Origin of the sequence: Pseudarthrobacter sp. MEB009 (genome assembly GCF_030208875.1) — a bacterium.
In the GTDB taxonomy this organism is placed as follows: domain Bacteria; phylum Actinomycetota; class Actinomycetes; order Actinomycetales; family Micrococcaceae; genus Arthrobacter.
In genome coordinates this window covers 64,854-80,486 of the sequence record NZ_JARVTC010000002.1, presented here as the reverse complement: position 1 = coordinate 80,486, position 15,633 = coordinate 64,854, and the positions used below count along the sequence as shown (strand labels likewise).

Below are 15,633 nucleotides of genomic sequence, written 5' to 3'. Positions count from 1 at the left end.
GAAGCCAGCGCCTTGCCTTAGCGCTTCTCGCAGGCGATGCCGTCGTTGTCGCGGTCAAGGTCGTATTCGCCCTTGTGCCGCGCCGCGCCGTCGTTGTAGCTGTAAACGGTGCTGTTGACGCGGAACGTGGTGACCGGCTTGCCGCTGGTCTTGTCCCGGGCGCCGGAGCGGCCCACACCGTGCGGATAAACCTTATTCAGCTCCGTGCAGTTTTTGTACGACTTCGGCGCGGCGGCCGAGGCCGGAACGGCCGTTGAGCCCAGGACGATGACGGTACCCGCCAGTGACGCAATAATCAGGTTTTTCAGGCGCACGTACGTGGACTCCCCCATAAAAGGCCCCGGCCGCCAGCCGGCGGGGCAGGAAAATAGTAACCCGCCGCCGCCCCGTCGGCTGTTTCCGGTTGGTAACGCGGACCCGCGCCGTGACGCAACGCGGGCCCGCGATCCTTGCACCAGGTCAGGCGTACGGGAGGACCAGCTCCGCGTAGCGCTCCTTGACCGTGGACAGGACGGTGTTGCCGTCGGTGTCCCAGATCTCCTGGTTGAAGATTTCCACCTCGATGTCGCCGGTGTAGCCGGCGTCGCGCACCCAGGTGCCGATCGTGGCGAAGTCCACCACACCGTCGCCCATGTATCCACGCGAGAGCAGCGGGTCTGCGGCGATGGGCATGTTGAAGTCGCACACCTGGTAGGAGGCGATCCGGTTTTCCCGGCCGGCGCGCGCAATCTGGGCCTTCAGTTCCGGATCCCACCAGACATGGAAGGTGTCGACGGCGACCCCCACCTCGGCGGCGGCAAAGGGCGCTGCGAGGTCCAGGGCCTGGCCCAGGGTGGAAATCAGGGCACGGTCCGCGGCGTACATCGGGTGCAGCGGTTCAAGGACCAGCCGGACGCCGTTTTCGGCGGCGAAGGGCACCAGGTCTGCGAGGCGGTCGGCGACGCGCCCGCGGGCGGCCACAACGTCCTTCTCTCCCGGACCCAGGCCACCCACCACCAGGAACAGCTCCCTGGTGTCCAGGGCCACTGCTTCAAGGATGGCGGCGCGGTTGTCGGCGAGGGCAGCTGCCTGCCCCTCGGCGTCGGGCGCTGTCAGGAAGCCGCCGCGGCACAGGGAGGAGACCCGCAGGCCCGCGTCCTTGATCAGGCGCGCGGCCTTGTCCAGGCCGGCCTCCTCCACCCGGTCCCGCCAAGGGCCGATCGAGGGGATGCCGGCGTTGACGCAGCCTTCAACTACCTGTGCAAGCGTCCACTTCTTGGTGGTGGCACTGTTGATGGCGAGGCGGGAGAAGTCGCTCATACCCCCACCCCGTTGATCCGCAGGTAGTCGGACATCCGGAAGGCGGCCAGGGCCGGATCCTTCAGGAGTCCGGCCTGGTCGGCCAGTTCAAACGTCCGTGACAGGTGCGCTACCGAGCGGCCCGAGTGCAGGCCGCCCACCATCTGGAAGCCAGGCTGCTTGCCGTTGAGCCAGGACATAAACGCGATCCCGGTCTTGTAGTAGAACGTGGGGGCGCTGAAGATGTGCTTGCCCAGCTCACGGGTGGAGTCCAGGATTTCCCGCGCCTTGGCGGGGTTGCCCGCTTCGTAGTGCTGCAGCGCAACCGAGGCGGCCGGGTAGATGGCCGCGAAGATGCCCAGCAAGGCGTCCGAATGGTGGGTTCCGTCGCCGTCGATCAGTTCCGGATAGTTGAAGTCATCGCCGGTGTAGAGCCGGACGCCTTCAGGCAGGGCGGCCCGCAGGGCCACCTCGTGGCTGGCGTCGAGGAGGGAGACCTTAACGCCGTCCACCTTGGCGGCGTTGTCCTTGATGAGTCCCAGGAAGGTTTCGGTGGCAGCTGCCACGTCATCCGAACCCCAATACCCGGCCAGCGCGGGATCAAACATGGTGCCCAGCCAGTGCAGGATGACGGGCTGGTCAACTTCCTGCAGCAGGGTGCTGTAGACCTTCAAGTAGTCCTCGGGACCTGTGGCCACCTGGGCCAGGGCCCGCGAGGCCATCAGGATGATCTTGGGTCCGGCCTCCGAGACAACGGCGATCTGCTCGCGGTACGCCTCGAGGACTGCTTTCAGGCCGGCCTCGCCGGTGGGCAGGGTGGCCACGTCCAGCTGGTCCGTACCCGCACCGCAGGAGACGAGGTCGCGAACGGACTTCCCTGCAGTCGCGGCGTTGTTGCCGGCCACGACCGAGGCGGCTTCGACGCCGGTGCGCTTGATGAGCTGCTGGGTGGCGGCCCAGTCCAGGCCCATGCCCCGCTGGGCAGTGTCCATGGCATCGGCGACGCCCAGGCCGTAGGACCAGAGCTCGTGCCGGTAGGCCAGGGTGGCGTCCCAGTCCAGCCGGGCCGGGGCGCCGGGTGTGTTGTCAGCGGAAACTTCGGGGATGACGTGTGCCGCGGCGTAAGCGCGGCGGGCTGTCAGGGGGGCCGTGGGCCGGGCCCAGCTGGTGTTGCCCCGCAGCCGGTATTCCCGGGTGCCGCCGTCGTTGGAGGGAAGGATAAGGGACGTCATCAGAGGGTGATCTCCGGGATGTCGATGGTGCGGCGTTCGTCGTTGGACTGCAGGCCGAGTTCTGCCAGCTGCACGCCACGGGCTGCGGAAAGCAGGCCAAAGCGGTGTTCGCGGCCGGCGACGACGTCGCGCAGGAACTCTTCCCACTGCAGCTTGAAGCCGTTGTCGAGTTCGGCGTTGGCGGGGACTTCCTGCCACTGGTCGCGGAAGGATTCCGTGACGGGCAGGTCCGGATTCCAGACCGGCTTGGGGGTGTGGGCGCGCTGCTGTGCAACACACTTGTTCAGGCCGGCGACGGCGGAGCCGTGGGTGCCGTCGATCTGGAATTCCACCAGTTCGTCGCGGTAGACGCGGACGGCCCAGGAGGAGTTGATCTGGCCCACGACGGCGTCGCCGGCAGGGGTCTCGAGCTCGAAGATGCCGTAGGAGGCGTCGTCGGCGGTGGCCTTGTATTCCTTGCCGGCCTCGTCCCAGCGGGCAGGGATGTGGGTGGCGGTCTTGGCGCTGACGCTCTTGACCTTGCCGATGATGCCTTCGAGGACATAGTTCCAGTGGCAGAACATGTCCGTGGTCATTCCGCCGCCGTCTTCCTTGCGGTAGTTCCAGGACGGGCGCTGCGCAGCCTGCACGTCGCCTTCGAAGACCCAGTAGCCGAATTCGCCGCGGATGGAGAGGATGCGGCCGAAGAAGCCTTCATCCACCAGGCGGCGGAGCTTGACCAGCCCGGGGAGGTACAGCTTGTCGTGGACAACGCCTGCGGTGACGCCGGCGTTCTTGCCGATGCGGGCCAGCTCGATGGCTTCCTCGAGGGTTTCGGCGGTGGGCTTCTCCGTGAAGATGTGCTTGCCGGCCAGCATCGCCTTCTTAAGGGTGGCGGCGCGCAGGCTGGTCATGGACGCGTCGAAGATAACGTCGACGGTGGGGTCGTTGATGACCGAGTCCAGGTCGGTGGTCCATTCGGAGACCTTGTGCAGCTCGGCGAGTTCACGGATTTTTGCTTCGTTGCGGCCCACCAGGATGGGTTCCACCTGGACGCGGGTGCCGTCTTCGAGGGTGAAGCCGCCGGCGTCGCGGATGGGAAGGATGGAGCGCAGCAGGTGCTGGCGGTAGCCCATCCGGCCGGTGATGCCGTTCATGGCGATGCGGATGGTTTTTGTTTCGAAGCCCATGTGTCCTCCACGGTGAGTGAGCAGTGTTACTCAAGCTGATTGGGAAAGCGCATTCCCACTGCTTCAATGATGCACCGGACAGGACTGAGTTGGCAAGCGCTTTCCGCAAAGAACTTCCCCTGCCATACTGGGGGAACTGTTATTTGGCCCACTTTTTACGCTGACCAGGAGATGTTGTGGCTGCTAGTACCCTGACCGAAGTGGCCCGGCTTGCCGGGGTATCGCCTGCCACGGCGTCCCGTGTCCTGAATGGCTCGGCCCGCACCCCCGGGCCCGATATCGCCCAGCGGGTCCGCCAGGCAGCGGACTCCCTGGGTTACATTCCCAACGCGCAGGCCCAGGGCCTGGCGAAGTCCAGTTCGGGCCTGATCGGGCTGATTGTCCATGACATCGCCGATCCTTACTTCGCGGCAATTGCCCGGGGCGTCCAGGATGCGGCCCGGGAGCAGCGCCGCATGGTCCTGCTCGCCACAACAGGCGGGGCACCGGCCGAGGAGAAGGAAGCCGTGGCGGCGTTTGCGGCCCGGCGCGCCGACTCGATCGTCATCGCGGGCTCCCGCTCCGCCCGCAACGAGGATCTGCAGGACAACGCCGAACTGGCCGCGGAGCTGGACAGGTACTGCCGCAACGGCGGCCAGGTGGCTGTAGTGGGCCATCCCGTTGTTGGCGCTTCGGCCAGCGAGGGATACCACGTGGTGGCCGTCCCCAACGAGGAGCTTGCCGAATCGCTGGCGGCCAGCCTGGCCGAGGGCCGCGATTGCGATTTTGTGGTGATTGGCGGACCTGAGGGGCTGTTCACCTCCGATGACAGGATCCGCGGCTTCCAGGCAGGCCTTGAGCGGGCCGGCCGGCCGGCTGCGGAACTGGTGCGGAGCGCCTTCAACCGCTCCGGTGGTTACGAGGCCGGGCTGGCGCTGGCCCAACGGATCAAGGCGGCCGGCCCCGCCCGGCGGCCGCTCTGCATCTTCGCCGTCAACGACGTGATGGCCATCGGCGCCACGGCCGCGCTGCGCGCCGAAGGCCTGCGGATCCCCCGCGATGCCACCATCGCCGGGTTTGATGACATCGAGACGCTTCGTGACTTCCGCCCGGCGCTTTCAACGGTGCGGTTGCCGCTCGAAGACATCGGCCGCCTGGCCACCCGGGCCACCGCCCGCGGCGCGGCCGAACACCCGGATGAGGCCGGCCCACCCATCACGGGAGCCGTGACCCTGCGGCGCAGTACCGAGGCCGGGGCATGAGCGGCGGGCCTGTTGCGGGCCTGAGCGTGGTGCCCGCCGGGGCTGAAGGACCCAGGCCGGCCGTGCTGGTGCTCCCGGGCGGCGGCTATGCCCGCCAGGCGGATCACGAAGCCGAGCCGGTCGCCGAGTGGCTGGCGTCCCTGGGAATCCACGCGTTTGTGCTGCGCTACCGGGTGGCGCCGGAAAGGCATCCCGCGCCCCTGACGGACGCCAAGGAAGCCATGCTGTACATCCGCAGCGGCGCCCACGGGCTGGACCTGGATCCAGGCCGGGTTGGCGTGCTGGGCTTCTCAGCCGGCGGGCACCTCGCTGCCACCCTGTCCACGGGAGTGGCCACGGGCAGTTCCCGGCTGGACGTGGATGCCAGCGTGCCGGACCGGACTGTCCTGTGCTATCCCGTGGTGTCCTACACCGCTGAAGTACACCAGGGCTCGGTGGATAACCTCCTGGGCGACGCGCCGCCGTCGGACCTCCTGGCCGAAGTCTCCGCAGAGCAACAGGTGGGCGCGGACACGCCACCGGCGTTTGTCTGGCACACCGCCGACGACGCCGCCGTGCCCGTCAGCCACAGCCTGGGTTATGCAGGCGCCCTGATGGCCGCCGGCGTCCCGGCAGAACTGCATGTTTTCCCGAACGGCCGGCACGGGCTGGGGCTGGCCGGCGGCGAAGCGGGCCCGGACCAGTGGCCTGCCTTGTGCGCCGCGTGGCTGCAGCGCGCGGGCTGGGCCCAGTCCTGAAGCCGTGACCGGAGGCCTGTCCGGCCTTAGCCGAGGGCCCTGATGGCCCAGGCCGCGGTGTGGGTGTCACCCGGCTGGAGGTGGATCAGGTCAGTCCCTGAGTTGAAGGCATCCGGCGGGCAGGTCATGGGTTCCACGGCGAGGCCCAGCCGGTCCGGCTTGGCCGGTTTGTCGGCGGTGTGGATCTGCACCCAGGCCCACTCTGCACCCCATTCGAGCTCCACCCCGGTTCCGGAGGGATCGTGCACCCTGACGCGCGCCGTTTTCGAGTCATCGCTGGTGATGCCCGTGAATGCGTGGTCGATTTTTACCGTACCGAGCCGGCGCTCTGCGCGGAAATCGAAGCTGCCGCCCGCCACCTGCTTCATTCCCACCGGCAGCAGCCTGTCCGGCGTCACCGCAAGGTACTCCGAGGCCGGCAGTTCCAGGGTCCATTCGTCCAGCGGCGCCGGCCCTGCCACCAGGTAGGGGTGCGGGCACACGCCGTATGGCCCGGCCGTCCCGCCGGTGTTGGCTGCCCGGACGGAGCAGTGCAGGCCGTCGGCCGCCAGCGTGTAGCTGACTTCCAGGTCCAGGTCCGCAGGGTAGTGCGGACCCGCCTCGACGGTGCAGCCCAGGGTGACGGAGGAGTTGGTCGTCTCGCGCACGTCCCACACCTGGTCCGTCGCAAGCCCATGCAGTGCTGCGCCGCGCTCCGGTTCGTTGATCACAGCCTGGAACGCCGTGCCGGCGTACTCGTAGGCGCCGTCCGCCAGGCGGTTGGGCCACGGGGCGCAGATGACGCCCCGGTAGTCGGGAATCCTGCCCCCGGCCCCGAAGCCCACCACCAGGTCCCGGCCGTTGTGCTGCAGCTCCCGGAGGGCGCCCCCGCGTGAAGTGACCACCGCAGAGTAGGGCCCCATGGCGATGCTGGTTTCGGTCATGCGTCCTCCGGTTCGACAATATTGTTAGCGCTAAACAGCGTAGCCCAGATCCTGCCTGCGGGCACCGCCCGCAAAGGGGCGGGTGCTGGCTACAGTAGCCTCATGGACATTCCGGACCCCGTCAATCGGGAACTGATCTCGGCGATCCGATCGGCCCTGGCGGACCATGCCGACCCGGGGCGGGCTGCCGGCGCCCAGGCCTATATGAAGTCGGAGCTCCCGTCGCTGGGCGTCCGCGTTCCCGATGTCCGCCGGATCGCAGGGGACGCCGCGGCAGGGCTGCCCTTTGAATCTGCGGATCAGCTTCGGGCCACGGTGCTGGAGCTGTGGCGCACCTCCACCGTGCGGGAGGAACGCTACGCTGCCATCGACCTGACGGGCAACCGGATGGTGGCCCGGGATCTGCACATGCTTCCCGTTTATGAGGAGATCATCCGCACCGGCGCGTGGTGGGACTTTGTGGATGGTGTGGCCGGGAGGATCTGCGGACTGCTGCAGGCCCATCGGGATGAGATGACTGCGGTGATTCTGGCCTGGAGCACGGACCCCGATTTCTGGATCCGGCGATCGGCCATTCTGTCGCAGCTGAAGGCAAAGACTGCCACGGACACCCGGCTGTTGGCGCAGGTTATTGTGCCGAACCTGGCGGATGGGGAATTCTTCATCCGCAAGGCCATCGGGTGGTCCCTGCGCGAATACGGCAAGACGGCGCCGGGCTGGGTCCGGGGCTTCGTGGCGGAGAACTCAGCTTCCCTCAGCCAGCTCTCGCGCCGTGAAGCGTTGCGGCGGCTGCCAGGACCTTCAGGCGGCCCGGCCTGATGCCTGGCGGCTCAGATGACTGGGCGTTCCACCACGGGATCGCCGGCCTTGCGGAACAGTGAGCGCGTCCGTGGGTCCCAAAAGACCAGGTACAGGGCAAACAGGACCCCGGTGACCGCCGCAGCCACCCGCGCAAGGAGCAGGGCGAAGCCAACATCGCCTGTCTGCAGGTAGGGGAAAACTTCCAGCTGGTCGGAGTTGGCGTAGATGATGAAGAAGGACACCACAAAGTAGAGGGCCTTGACCTGCCAGTCGTTCCGGATCCCGGTGACGGCAAATAGCGGGATCAGCCAGACCACATACCAGGACTGGATGATCGGCGAGAGCAGCACCACGGCAGCGAACGCCAGCGTGAGCCGGCGCATCAACCGGTCGTAGTCCCCTTGGAGAATCAGCCACCCAGCGATGCCTACGGCCAGGAGTTTGCCGGCGTTGGCCACCACCGCCGAGAGCAGGGCGCCGTCCAGCCCGAAAGCGCTGCCGAGGGAGCCCACCACCATGCCGATCAGCCCCACCGGCGCATACCAGATGGAGATGCTGCCGGGAGCGGACAACCCGTTGATCCAGCCGAAGCCAAAGCCGTTAACAAGGCTCATGAGGACCAGCAGTGCCAGGCTGAGCCCGGCCGTCAGCGCCCAGAAACCGATCTTCCGCAGCCAGCCGGCGTCCCGGCCGGCCCAGAGCAGGCCAACGAACGGCAGGAACACAATGGTGATGGGTTTGACCGCGATGGAGAGGGTCACCAGGACGATGCCGCGGACCACCCGCCGGGTGGCCGCGTAGTACAGGCCTGCCAGGGCCAGGCCGATCATCAGTGAATCATTGTGGACGCTGGCGATGAAGTTGGTGAGGAACAGCGGGTTCGCGGCCGTCAGCCAGAGCGCCCGGTGGGGGTTCACACCATGCAGTTCGGCCAGCTTGGGGACATAAATGACGCAGAGCACCACGCCGGCCAGGGCCACCAGCCGGAACAGCATCACGCTGGCTTCGGGATGGACATTGGTGGACCACACCACGAACTGTTCGATCCAGAGGAACAGTTGACCGTAGGGAACGGGCGCCTCCGTCCACATCTTGTCCGCCCCGAGCTGGAAATAGTTGGAGAGGGCTGAGATCCCGTTCCGGTAGGGGTTGAAGCCCTCCACCATCAGCCGCCCCTGGCCAATATAGGCGTAGACGTCCCGGCTGAACAGCGGCACGCTGAACATCATGGGCAGGCTCCAGGCCCCGATCGCGGTCAGCGTCGCCCGGCGGGCCCGCGGACCCCAGACGCGCACACGCTGCCCCAGCCTCAGCCAGGCCCGGACCAGCAGCATGCCGCCCACGGCCAGCAGCACAATGGAAAGCGCGACGCCGACGGCCTCGGCCCGCATCCAGATGAACAGCGGGACGCGGCGCAGCTCAGAGACGGGGGCCAGCCAGCCGACGCCCAGGGAGCCGATGAACATAAACAGCGAACCGACGAAGCCGGCAAGGATCGGGGAGCTGGGATTGTCCACCTCCGGGCCGGCCGCTCCGGCAGGGGCGGCCGCCTTCTCCCCCGTCGCGGGCATAGGCGCCGTCATCTTCAGGATCGTCCAATCTTTTGCTGTCCGCTGTTGCGTCCGCGCTTGGGCTGACCGGCGCGGCGCCGGGCAGTCCCGGGCGCGTTACTGCGGCAGCAGTGCAGGCCGCGTACCCGAAATCCTAGCACCGGCGTCCGGGTTGAAGGTGAAACGGTAGGCTGGTCCGGTGCCTATTTCTAACGAACGAATCGTCTGGATCGACTGCGAAATGACAGGTCTGGATATCGAAAACGATGCCCTGATCGAAGTCGCCGCGCTGGTCACCGATTCAGAACTGAACATCCTTGGCGACGGGGTGGATGTGGTCATCAAACCCGATGACGCAGCCCTGGCCCAGATGAATGATTTTGTCCGGGACATGCATACGACGTCGGGCCTCCTGAAGGAACTCCCGGCGGGCAAGACCATGGCCGAGGCCGAGGCCGCCGTTATGGCCTACATCTCCGAGTGGGTGCCGGACCCCCGCAAAGCGCCGCTGGGCGGCAACTCCGTGGGAACCGACCGGGTGTTCCTGTCCCGCGACATGCCCGCCGTTGTGGAGCACCTGCACTACCGGGTCATTGACGTCAGCACCATCAAGGAACTGTCCCGCCGCTGGTTTGCCCGGGCGTACTTCCAGTCCCCCGCCAAAAAAGGCGGCCACCGGGCGCTCGGTGACATCATCGACTCCATCGACGAACTCCGCTACTACCGGGAGGCCGTTTTTGTGCCCGCCCCGGGGCCTGACAGTGCCACGGCCAAGTCGATTGCCCGCCGGGTCACCGCCGCGGAGCACAACGAGGCGTAATTTCCGCCACGTTTTGCGGTTTTTTTGCCAAAAACAGCAAAAGTGGTGAAAGCACCCCCGAACAGCAGGTAAGCTATTTGAGTTGCCTTTCGAGGGAGCCGGTCAGCCGGTAAACCTGCGGGGCACATGGTGGGCTTAGCTCAGTTGGCAGAGCGCCTGGTTGTGGTCCAGGAGGTCGCGGGTTCAACCCCCGTAGCTCACCCGCACAGGATGGTCGTGGACCTTCCAAGAAGGAGGCCGTACCGGATACCCGGTGCGGCCTCCTTTGTTTGTTTCCTGCCCGGGCGAACCGGCCGGGGCCGCACGTCGAAGGACCGCTGAAGATGACTGTTCTGCCAATCACCATCTGGGGAGAGCCCGTACTCCATCGCCGGGCAGCCGAAGTGGAGGAGTTCGACGACGCGCTCCGCACCCTTATTGCCGACATGTTCGAAACGAACGACGCCGCCAATGGCGTGGGGCTGGCGGCACCCCAGGTGGGTGTGGGTAAACGGCTTTTCGTCTACAAATACGCCAACGACGACGGCGCTCCCGCCACCGCAGCCCTGGTCAATCCCGTCCTGACGCTCTCCAAGATCTCCGGTGCAGTCCCCGATCCGGATGAGGAGGAAGAGGGCTGCCTGTCCTTCCCGGGTGAGCAGTATCCGCTCAAGCGCGCCGACTGGGCGCGCGTGGAAGCCTTCGACGGATATGGCCAGCCGGTCGAGTTTGAGGCAACCGGCTGGTTTGCCCGGGTCATCCAGCATGAATTCGACCATCTCGACGGCAAGCTGTACGTCAACCGCCTGCTGGACCGTTATGGCCGCAAGGCAATGAAGCAGGCGAAAAAGCACGGCTGGGGCGTTCCAGGGCTGACGTGGCTCCCCGGCGTCGACCCGGACCCGTTCGGGCACTGACCCCACAGGGCAACGGCCAGGATCAGGGGACCCTGATGGCCTGCTGTCCGGGGCAGGAGCCCAGCACCCGGTTCATGGCGTCCTTTTCGGCAGCAGTCACCCAGAGGCCGTAGGCGGCTTTCACCGAAATCTGGCGGGCCACGTAATGACAGCGGATTGACTTGTTCGGCGGCAGCCAGGTGGCCGCGTCGCCCGCGCCTTTTTCCTGGTTCGCTGCGCCGTCCACAGCGATGAGGTTCAGCGGATCGTTGGCCAGGGCGGTGCGCTGTGCGGGGCTGAGCTGCTGGGCACCCTTTTGCCAGGCATCCGCCAGGGCCACCACATGGTCAACCTGCACGGCCTGGCTACTGTCAGGGCCCCGGTTGAAATTTATGCCGCGTGCCGTGTACGGGTCCGTGAACCGGCCGGCCGCGACGTTGCAGCGTGACCCCTCGCTGAACCGGACATCAGCCAGGTCGCGGCGGAGGATGTCGTTGCGCGTGTCGCACCCGTTGTGGTCCATGTCCAGCCACGCCGCGCCAAAGGCTTCCCGCTTGTATCCGCCCTTGCCTGCGCGGCCCTTTACCGGCAGCCCGTTGAGGACGTTGCCGGCTGCGCCGGCCGGCACGGCGTGGACGGGAGCCACCGGCTTCATCCAGCCCGGCTCGAAGACCGGGGCAACTGTGGGACCCGGCAACGATGGGCCGGCTGCGGCAAACTGCCCGGCAGTGAAGAACCAGAACAGTCCGGAAAGCAAGGCCAGGGCTGCAACGGCGAGCAGGGCCCACGCGGCCCGTGACCTGCGCCGGGCACGCCGGTACGCGGCCCAGCTGACGCTCACGGCTCAACGACGGTAGGTGTGGGGACAAGCATCAGGAAAGCCTAGGGCACCCGCAGCAGGGCTGCCCCGTTATCCACAGTGTGGAGGGCCACTCGACCCTTCGGTGGGACGGTTACTGTTCCCGGACAACCCTGCGGAGGTCCTCCTCGGCCACGGCCAGCAGGTCCTCAAGCTGGCGCACCCGGTCTGCACCGACGTCGCCCGTTTTGTGGCCCGCACGGGCCCCTTCCAAAAGCCGGATGGCTTCCTTGTGGTTGTCCTGTGCCACGTCGAGAGCGTGTTCGAGGGTGGTTTCGTGCCGGATTGCCTTTTCTTTTTCCATTCCCCCAGTGTGGTACTGATTCCCGGCTGATTCCAGAGAACCAGCCGGGAATCCGCTGACCGTTTGACGGATCAGACGGCGATGGCCGCCAGCGCAGCGGCGCTTTCCTTCGCGGGGAAGGACGGCGGGTTGACCCCTGCCATCTCCTCCATCACGCGGACCACCTGGCAGCTGTAGCCGAATTCGTTGTCGTACCAGACATATAGCACCAGGTTTTTGTCGGTGGAGACGGTGGCCAGGCCGTCCACGATGCCGGCGCGGCGGGAGCCCACGAAGTCGGTGGAAACAACTTCGGGCGAGTCGATGTAGTCGATCTGCTTGCGCAGGCCCGAGTGCAGCGACATTTCCCGGAGGTAGTTGTTGACCTCGTCCTTGGTGGTCCCGTTCTCCAGGGTGAGGTTCAGGATGGCCAGGGACACGTCAGGCGTGGGGACGCGGATGGAACTGCCGGTGAGCTTGCCCAGGAGTTCAGGCAGTGCCTTGGCAACGGCTTTGGCGGCGCCGGTTTCGGTGATGACCATGTTCAGCGCTGCCGAGCGGCCGCGCCGGTCGCCCTTGTGGAAGTTGTCGATCAGGTTCTGGTCGTTGGTGAACGAGTGCACCGTTTCCACGTGGCCGTGGATGACGCCGAACTTGTCGTTGATGGCCTTCAGCACCGGAGTGATGGCGTTGGTGGTGCAGGATGCGGCGGTGACGATCCGGTCGCTGTCCTCGATGGTGGTGTGGTTGATGCCGTGGACGATGTTCTTCAGGTCGCCCTTGCCCGGCGCGGTCAGGAGGACCCGTGCCACGCCGGTGCTCTGCAGGTGCTGCGAGAGGCCCTCGGCATCGCGCCAGCGGCCGGTGTTGTCCACAACCAGGGCGTTGTGGATGCCGTAGGTGGTGTAGTCGATGGTGGCGGGGTTGTCCGAGTAGATGACCTGGACCTGGACGCCGTTGGCCGTGATGGTGTTGGCGACCTCATCGATGCGGATGGTGCCCTCGAAGGAGCCGTGGACCGAGTCGCGGCGAAGCAGGCTGGCCCGCTTGGCGAGGTCGTTGTCCGAGCCGCGGCGCACCACGATGGCGCGCAGGCGAAGGCCGTGGCCGCCGCCGGCCTTTTCGATCAGGAGGCGGGCCAGGAGCCGGCCGATCCGGCCGAAGCCGTAAAGCACAACATCGGTGCTGGTGCGGTCATCGCCGCCGCGCTTGCCCACAACGTCGGCAAGTTCAGCGCGGAGGAATTCCTCGAGCGAGGCGCCGTCGCCTTCTTCCTTGAACTTCTGGTTCAGGCGCGCGATGTCGATCGCTGCGGCGCCGAGTTCCAGGCCGGCAAGGGTATTGAGCAGCGGCGCTGTCTCTTCCAGGAGCAATTCGTCCTTGCTCATTCTGCGGGCGAAGCGGTGCGCCTTGAGGATGTTCATGGTGGACTTATTGATCAGGCTCCGGCCATGGATGCTGGTGACCACGTTGTTGTCGCGGTACAGCCGGCCAATCACCGGGATCATGGCCTCGGCGAGGGCCTCCCGGCCCATCCACGTATCAAGACAAGAATCTGACGTCTGGCTCACAGAAATACCTTCCTCGGTTCAGCCGCGTACGTCGTCGTGCGCGGTTGTAGGCCACCTGATGATGTCCAGTGGCAGTGGCGCCGGCAGGGTTCGGCCCTGGGCGCCGGGATTGCTGGCAAAGAAAAACCGCCGGTTAAGAACGGAGCTCCGGCGGAAGAACCCCTGCGTTCGGTTCCATTCTAATTTGGCGTGATGCCTGTTTGAGTCGCCGGCGCCGTGAAATCACTCACACCTGCCGTTCAGTTATGGAGGGCGGAAAAGAGGTTCAGGCTGAACGAATAGATGACCCACGAGAGATAAGGCAGCATTAGCAGCCCCGCGGTGGCACTGACCGGGCCGAAGCGCACCACAAGGAATCCCACGGACACACCCAGGCCGGCAATGACCACCAGGGCACCCCAGAGGGCCGCTGTGCCGATCAACGGATACAGGCCAAAAAACGTCAGCGGCCACGCGGCGTTGAACAGCAGCTGTGCGGCGTACCACCACCGGGTGCTGCCGCGAAGTGCCTGCCGGCGCCATACCAGCCACGCCGCCAACGCCACGGCGGCGTACAGGAGGATCCACATGGACCTGAACATCCAGCCCGGCGGCATCCACGGGGCTTTGACGGATGCGGCGAACCAGCCGGTGGAGTTCAGGATGATGGGCACTGATGCAACGATCCAGGCTGCCATCGACAGGCCAAGAAACCCCAGCAGGGCAGCCGCCTGCCCGCCGGGGGAAGGAACCTTACGTCCGGAAGCGGACGGAAGGTCAGAGATTGGAAGCACGCTTCAGGATGCCCAACGCATCGGACCAGGTCAACTCGAGCCCGTCGAGCCCGCGTTGCCTCTATGTGGAGCGTACAGTTGCAGGCGGCCAAAGTGCTCAGATTAGATACGTTCTGGAAGCCTGTTCACGCATACGCCCGGCAGTCAAGTGCGACTGCCTGACTGCCGGTGTCCCAATGCAGCTTGACTGGGTTATTTGCTGAAGCTCGCTTCGTATTTTGCCACGACCCGCTCGGCATGGGCGTAGCCGTCCGCAGCCAAAGCCTTCAGCACTTCGAGCGCTTCCTGGGTGCCGGCTGCCAGACGGACTTCGGCTGCGCGCGCCGTGTGCCAGGGGTTACCGCTGGCCCTGTGATCGTGGAAGGCGAGTGCTCTGGCCCTGAATTCGGCCAACCGCCCACCGCCCACGATGAGCTGCGAGCCTTGCCGGACAAGGTCTTGGACTGCGAAAGCACGACTTTCGTCGTTGTTAAGGCAGCCGATCACATAGGCACCGAGTGCGAAGACCGCGCGCGTCCGTCCGGCTGCGAGGTTGGCTGCCAAGGTCGGTGAGTACCGCTTGTCAGCTTGAAGGGCCCCGGCGGACATTCTCGAATAGAGGGCCGGGTGAGCTGTCAGCGTTGACTCGCCGCCCAGGGCAGCCCGGAATCCTGGCATGTCGATGTCGAATCCGGACAAGGCACCCACCTCTTCACCGTCGATAGCACGGCCAAGCTTCGCCAGAATCTCATCGCTGTAGCGCACCATACCTATGTCGTCTGCCCCGGATGCAAAAGTAAACTCACCAAAGACTGGCCCATCGGGACCGTCGTAGCAGTCGACCTTAACAAACCGTGTGTCGAGGCCGGCGGACAAGTCCGCTGCCATCTTCAGCATCGCGCCCGCGTGGCGTGGAACCAGATGGCTTTCCCTAGCCCATCGGCTTTCGTCAAGGGTGTAATCTTTTCCGAATTCGAGAGGAAGAAACGCACCATCGAAAAATGCGAGCCGCGGCGGCGATACGTTCCGGTCGATCTGGCTGATGTGGGTTATTTTGCCCCGGAAGCAATAGATTTTGTAGTCCATTGGTAAAGGCTTCCCGGCGATGCCTGAGTCTATACATTCCTCAGCCAACCAATAGTCAGGCTCAGGCCCGTCCGTTTTTAAGTCGTCCACCGTCAGAATTCGCAGGCTAAGCAATTCCAGATATTTTCCGCCGCCGATGGTTTCGAGGACGTACACACCCTTAGTCGAATGGCGGTTCGGCTGCTTGACTACGAACCGATCGCCTAAGCTCTCACCGGCGGCAAGGGCCTCGGCAGCGCTACCGACCGTCAGGTACTTCGGCACACGATATCCCGCGGCACTAACGTGCTTATAAGCGGTGTCTTTGTCGTCCAATTCCCATGGAACAGGGTCGACGGGGTTCTGCTGATTAACGAAGCGCTGGCGCATAAAGGACAAGTAGGGGTTCGAGGAGGCCATATGAAGATCCTAAATGCTGTCCCGGGCGCCCACGTTCAACCTGTCCCGGCCGAGTTC

At 65.6% G+C, this 15,633-nt stretch carries 16 protein-coding genes and 1 tRNA gene; 6 read left to right on the top strand and 11 right to left on the bottom strand.

The genetic code is table 11. The features are described 5' to 3' along the window. Positions 1-17 precede the first annotated feature (17 nt). From QRN07_RS00530 to QRN07_RS00515, 4 genes are all read right to left on the bottom strand, one after another. Positions 18-332 carry an excalibur calcium-binding domain-containing protein gene (locus tag QRN07_RS00530; RefSeq protein WP_231686018.1) on the bottom strand — a complete coding sequence of 105 codons (315 nt, stop codon included), beginning with the start codon at positions 330-332 and terminating at the stop codon, positions 18-20. A 127-nt stretch (positions 333-459) separates the two neighbouring features. Continuing rightward, entirely contained in the window at positions 460-1,299 is an 840-nt protein-coding gene (locus QRN07_RS00525) for a sugar phosphate isomerase/epimerase family protein (protein ID WP_056597689.1), read from the bottom strand. Continuing rightward, on the bottom strand, positions 1,296-2,510 hold the full coding sequence (locus tag QRN07_RS00520) for a dihydrodipicolinate synthase family protein (protein WP_056597687.1): 1,215 nt from the start codon (positions 2,508-2,510) through the stop codon (positions 1,296-1,298). Before QRN07_RS00520 ends, QRN07_RS00525 begins: the two co-directional genes overlap by 4 nt. Next, complete coding sequence (locus tag QRN07_RS00515) at positions 2,510-3,679, bottom strand: Gfo/Idh/MocA family protein (RefSeq protein ID WP_285240114.1); 1,170 nt, start codon at positions 3,677-3,679, stop codon at positions 2,510-2,512. The genes QRN07_RS00520 and QRN07_RS00515 overlap by 1 nt, the downstream gene beginning before the upstream one ends. A gap of 176 nt (positions 3,680-3,855) precedes the next feature. Here QRN07_RS00515 and QRN07_RS00510 point away from each other — a divergent pair, with 176 nt between their 5' ends. Both QRN07_RS00510 and QRN07_RS00505 read left to right on the top strand, forming a co-directional pair. Beyond that, a complete protein-coding gene (locus tag QRN07_RS00510; protein ID WP_285240113.1) occupies positions 3,856-4,920 on the top strand; it encodes a LacI family DNA-binding transcriptional regulator in 1,065 nt (354 codons plus the stop codon). Next, the gene (locus QRN07_RS00505) at positions 4,917-5,657 is read left to right on the top strand and encodes an alpha/beta hydrolase (RefSeq protein ID WP_285240112.1); all 741 of its coding nucleotides are present in this window, start codon (positions 4,917-4,919) and stop codon (positions 5,655-5,657) included. Before QRN07_RS00510 ends, QRN07_RS00505 begins: the two co-directional genes overlap by 4 nt. Before the next feature lie 26 nt (positions 5,658-5,683). Here the strand turns inward: QRN07_RS00505 and QRN07_RS00500 are convergent, their stop codons facing one another. After that, positions 5,684-6,580, bottom strand: coding sequence for an aldose 1-epimerase family protein (locus QRN07_RS00500; RefSeq protein ID WP_285240111.1), 897 nt, complete (start codon positions 6,578-6,580; stop codon positions 5,684-5,686). 102 nt (positions 6,581-6,682) lie between these two features. Between QRN07_RS00500 and QRN07_RS00495 the strand changes: the two genes are divergently transcribed. Continuing rightward, positions 6,683-7,399, top strand: a complete 717-nt coding sequence (locus QRN07_RS00495; protein WP_285240110.1) for a DNA alkylation repair protein — start codon at positions 6,683-6,685, stop codon at positions 7,397-7,399. An 11-nt stretch (positions 7,400-7,410) separates the two neighbouring features. Here QRN07_RS00495 and mptB read toward each other — a convergent pair whose 3' ends face one another. Continuing rightward, the gene (gene mptB / locus QRN07_RS00490; protein ID WP_285240109.1) at positions 7,411-8,964 is read right to left on the bottom strand and encodes a polyprenol phosphomannose-dependent alpha 1,6 mannosyltransferase MptB; all 1,554 of its coding nucleotides are present in this window, start codon (positions 8,962-8,964) and stop codon (positions 7,411-7,413) included. Between the two features lie 166 nt (positions 8,965-9,130). Here mptB and orn point away from each other — a divergent pair, with 166 nt between their 5' ends. The 3 genes from orn (at position 9,131) to def (ending at position 10,647) form a co-directional block, all read left to right on the top strand. Further along, positions 9,131-9,751, top strand: a complete 621-nt coding sequence (gene orn, locus QRN07_RS00485) for an oligoribonuclease (protein WP_285240108.1) — start codon at positions 9,131-9,133, stop codon at positions 9,749-9,751. Positions 9,752-9,880: 129 nt separating this feature from the next. Then, positions 9,881-9,953, top strand: a tRNA-His gene (locus QRN07_RS00480). A gap of 121 nt (positions 9,954-10,074) precedes the next feature. Continuing rightward, on the top strand, positions 10,075-10,647 hold the full coding sequence (gene def, locus QRN07_RS00475; RefSeq protein ID WP_056597673.1) for a peptide deformylase: 573 nt from the start codon (positions 10,075-10,077) through the stop codon (positions 10,645-10,647). A gap of 22 nt (positions 10,648-10,669) precedes the next feature. On the opposite strand, the gene QRN07_RS00470 is transcribed toward def, so the two are convergent. From QRN07_RS00470 to QRN07_RS00450, 5 genes are all read right to left on the bottom strand, one after another. Then, the gene (locus QRN07_RS00470) at positions 10,670-11,467 is read right to left on the bottom strand and encodes an HNH endonuclease family protein (protein WP_056597671.1); all 798 of its coding nucleotides are present in this window, start codon (positions 11,465-11,467) and stop codon (positions 10,670-10,672) included. Positions 11,468-11,579: 112 nt separating this feature from the next. Then, a complete protein-coding gene (locus QRN07_RS00465) occupies positions 11,580-11,789 on the bottom strand; it encodes a hypothetical protein (RefSeq protein ID WP_050684756.1) in 210 nt (69 codons plus the stop codon). A gap of 71 nt (positions 11,790-11,860) precedes the next feature. Then, positions 11,861-13,339, bottom strand: a complete 1,479-nt coding sequence (locus QRN07_RS00460; RefSeq protein ID WP_082178211.1) for a glyceraldehyde-3-phosphate dehydrogenase — start codon at positions 13,337-13,339, stop codon at positions 11,861-11,863. A gap of 239 nt (positions 13,340-13,578) precedes the next feature. After that, complete coding sequence (locus QRN07_RS00455) at positions 13,579-14,112, bottom strand: TspO/MBR family protein (protein ID WP_285240107.1); 534 nt, start codon at positions 14,110-14,112, stop codon at positions 13,579-13,581. 192 nt (positions 14,113-14,304) lie between these two features. Then, positions 14,305-15,576, bottom strand: coding sequence for an ATP-grasp fold amidoligase family protein (locus tag QRN07_RS00450; RefSeq protein WP_056597664.1), 1,272 nt, complete (start codon positions 15,574-15,576; stop codon positions 14,305-14,307). Positions 15,577-15,633 lie beyond the last annotated feature (57 nt).

Excerpts from the sequence above, each read along its gene's own strand:
- mptB (WP_285240109.1), bottom strand. The coding sequence starts at position 8,964 with ATGACGGCGCCTATGCCCGCGACGGGGGAGAAGGCGGCCGCCCCTGCC.
- QRN07_RS00515 (WP_285240114.1), bottom strand. The coding sequence starts at position 3,679 with ATGGGCTTCGAAACAAAAACCATCCGCATCGCCATGAACGGCATCACC.
- QRN07_RS00520 (WP_056597687.1), bottom strand. The coding sequence starts at position 2,510 with ATGACGTCCCTTATCCTTCCCTCCAACGACGGCGGCACCCGGGAATAC.
- QRN07_RS00525 (WP_056597689.1), bottom strand. The coding sequence starts at position 1,299 with ATGAGCGACTTCTCCCGCCTCGCCATCAACAGTGCCACCACCAAGAAG.
- QRN07_RS00530 (WP_231686018.1), bottom strand. The coding sequence starts at position 332 with ATGGGGGAGTCCACGTACGTGCGCCTGAAAAACCTGATTATTGCGTCA.
- QRN07_RS00505 (WP_285240112.1), top strand. The coding sequence starts at position 4,917 with ATGAGCGGCGGGCCTGTTGCGGGCCTGAGCGTGGTGCCCGCCGGGGCT.
- def (WP_056597673.1), top strand. The coding sequence starts at position 10,075 with ATGACTGTTCTGCCAATCACCATCTGGGGAGAGCCCGTACTCCATCGC.
- QRN07_RS00465 (WP_050684756.1), bottom strand. The coding sequence starts at position 11,789 with ATGGAAAAAGAAAAGGCAATCCGGCACGAAACCACCCTCGAACACGCT.
- QRN07_RS00500 (WP_285240111.1), bottom strand. The coding sequence starts at position 6,580 with ATGACCGAAACCAGCATCGCCATGGGGCCCTACTCTGCGGTGGTCACT.
- QRN07_RS00495 (WP_285240110.1), top strand. The coding sequence starts at position 6,683 with ATGGACATTCCGGACCCCGTCAATCGGGAACTGATCTCGGCGATCCGA.
- QRN07_RS00450 (WP_056597664.1), bottom strand. The coding sequence starts at position 15,576 with ATGGCCTCCTCGAACCCCTACTTGTCCTTTATGCGCCAGCGCTTCGTT.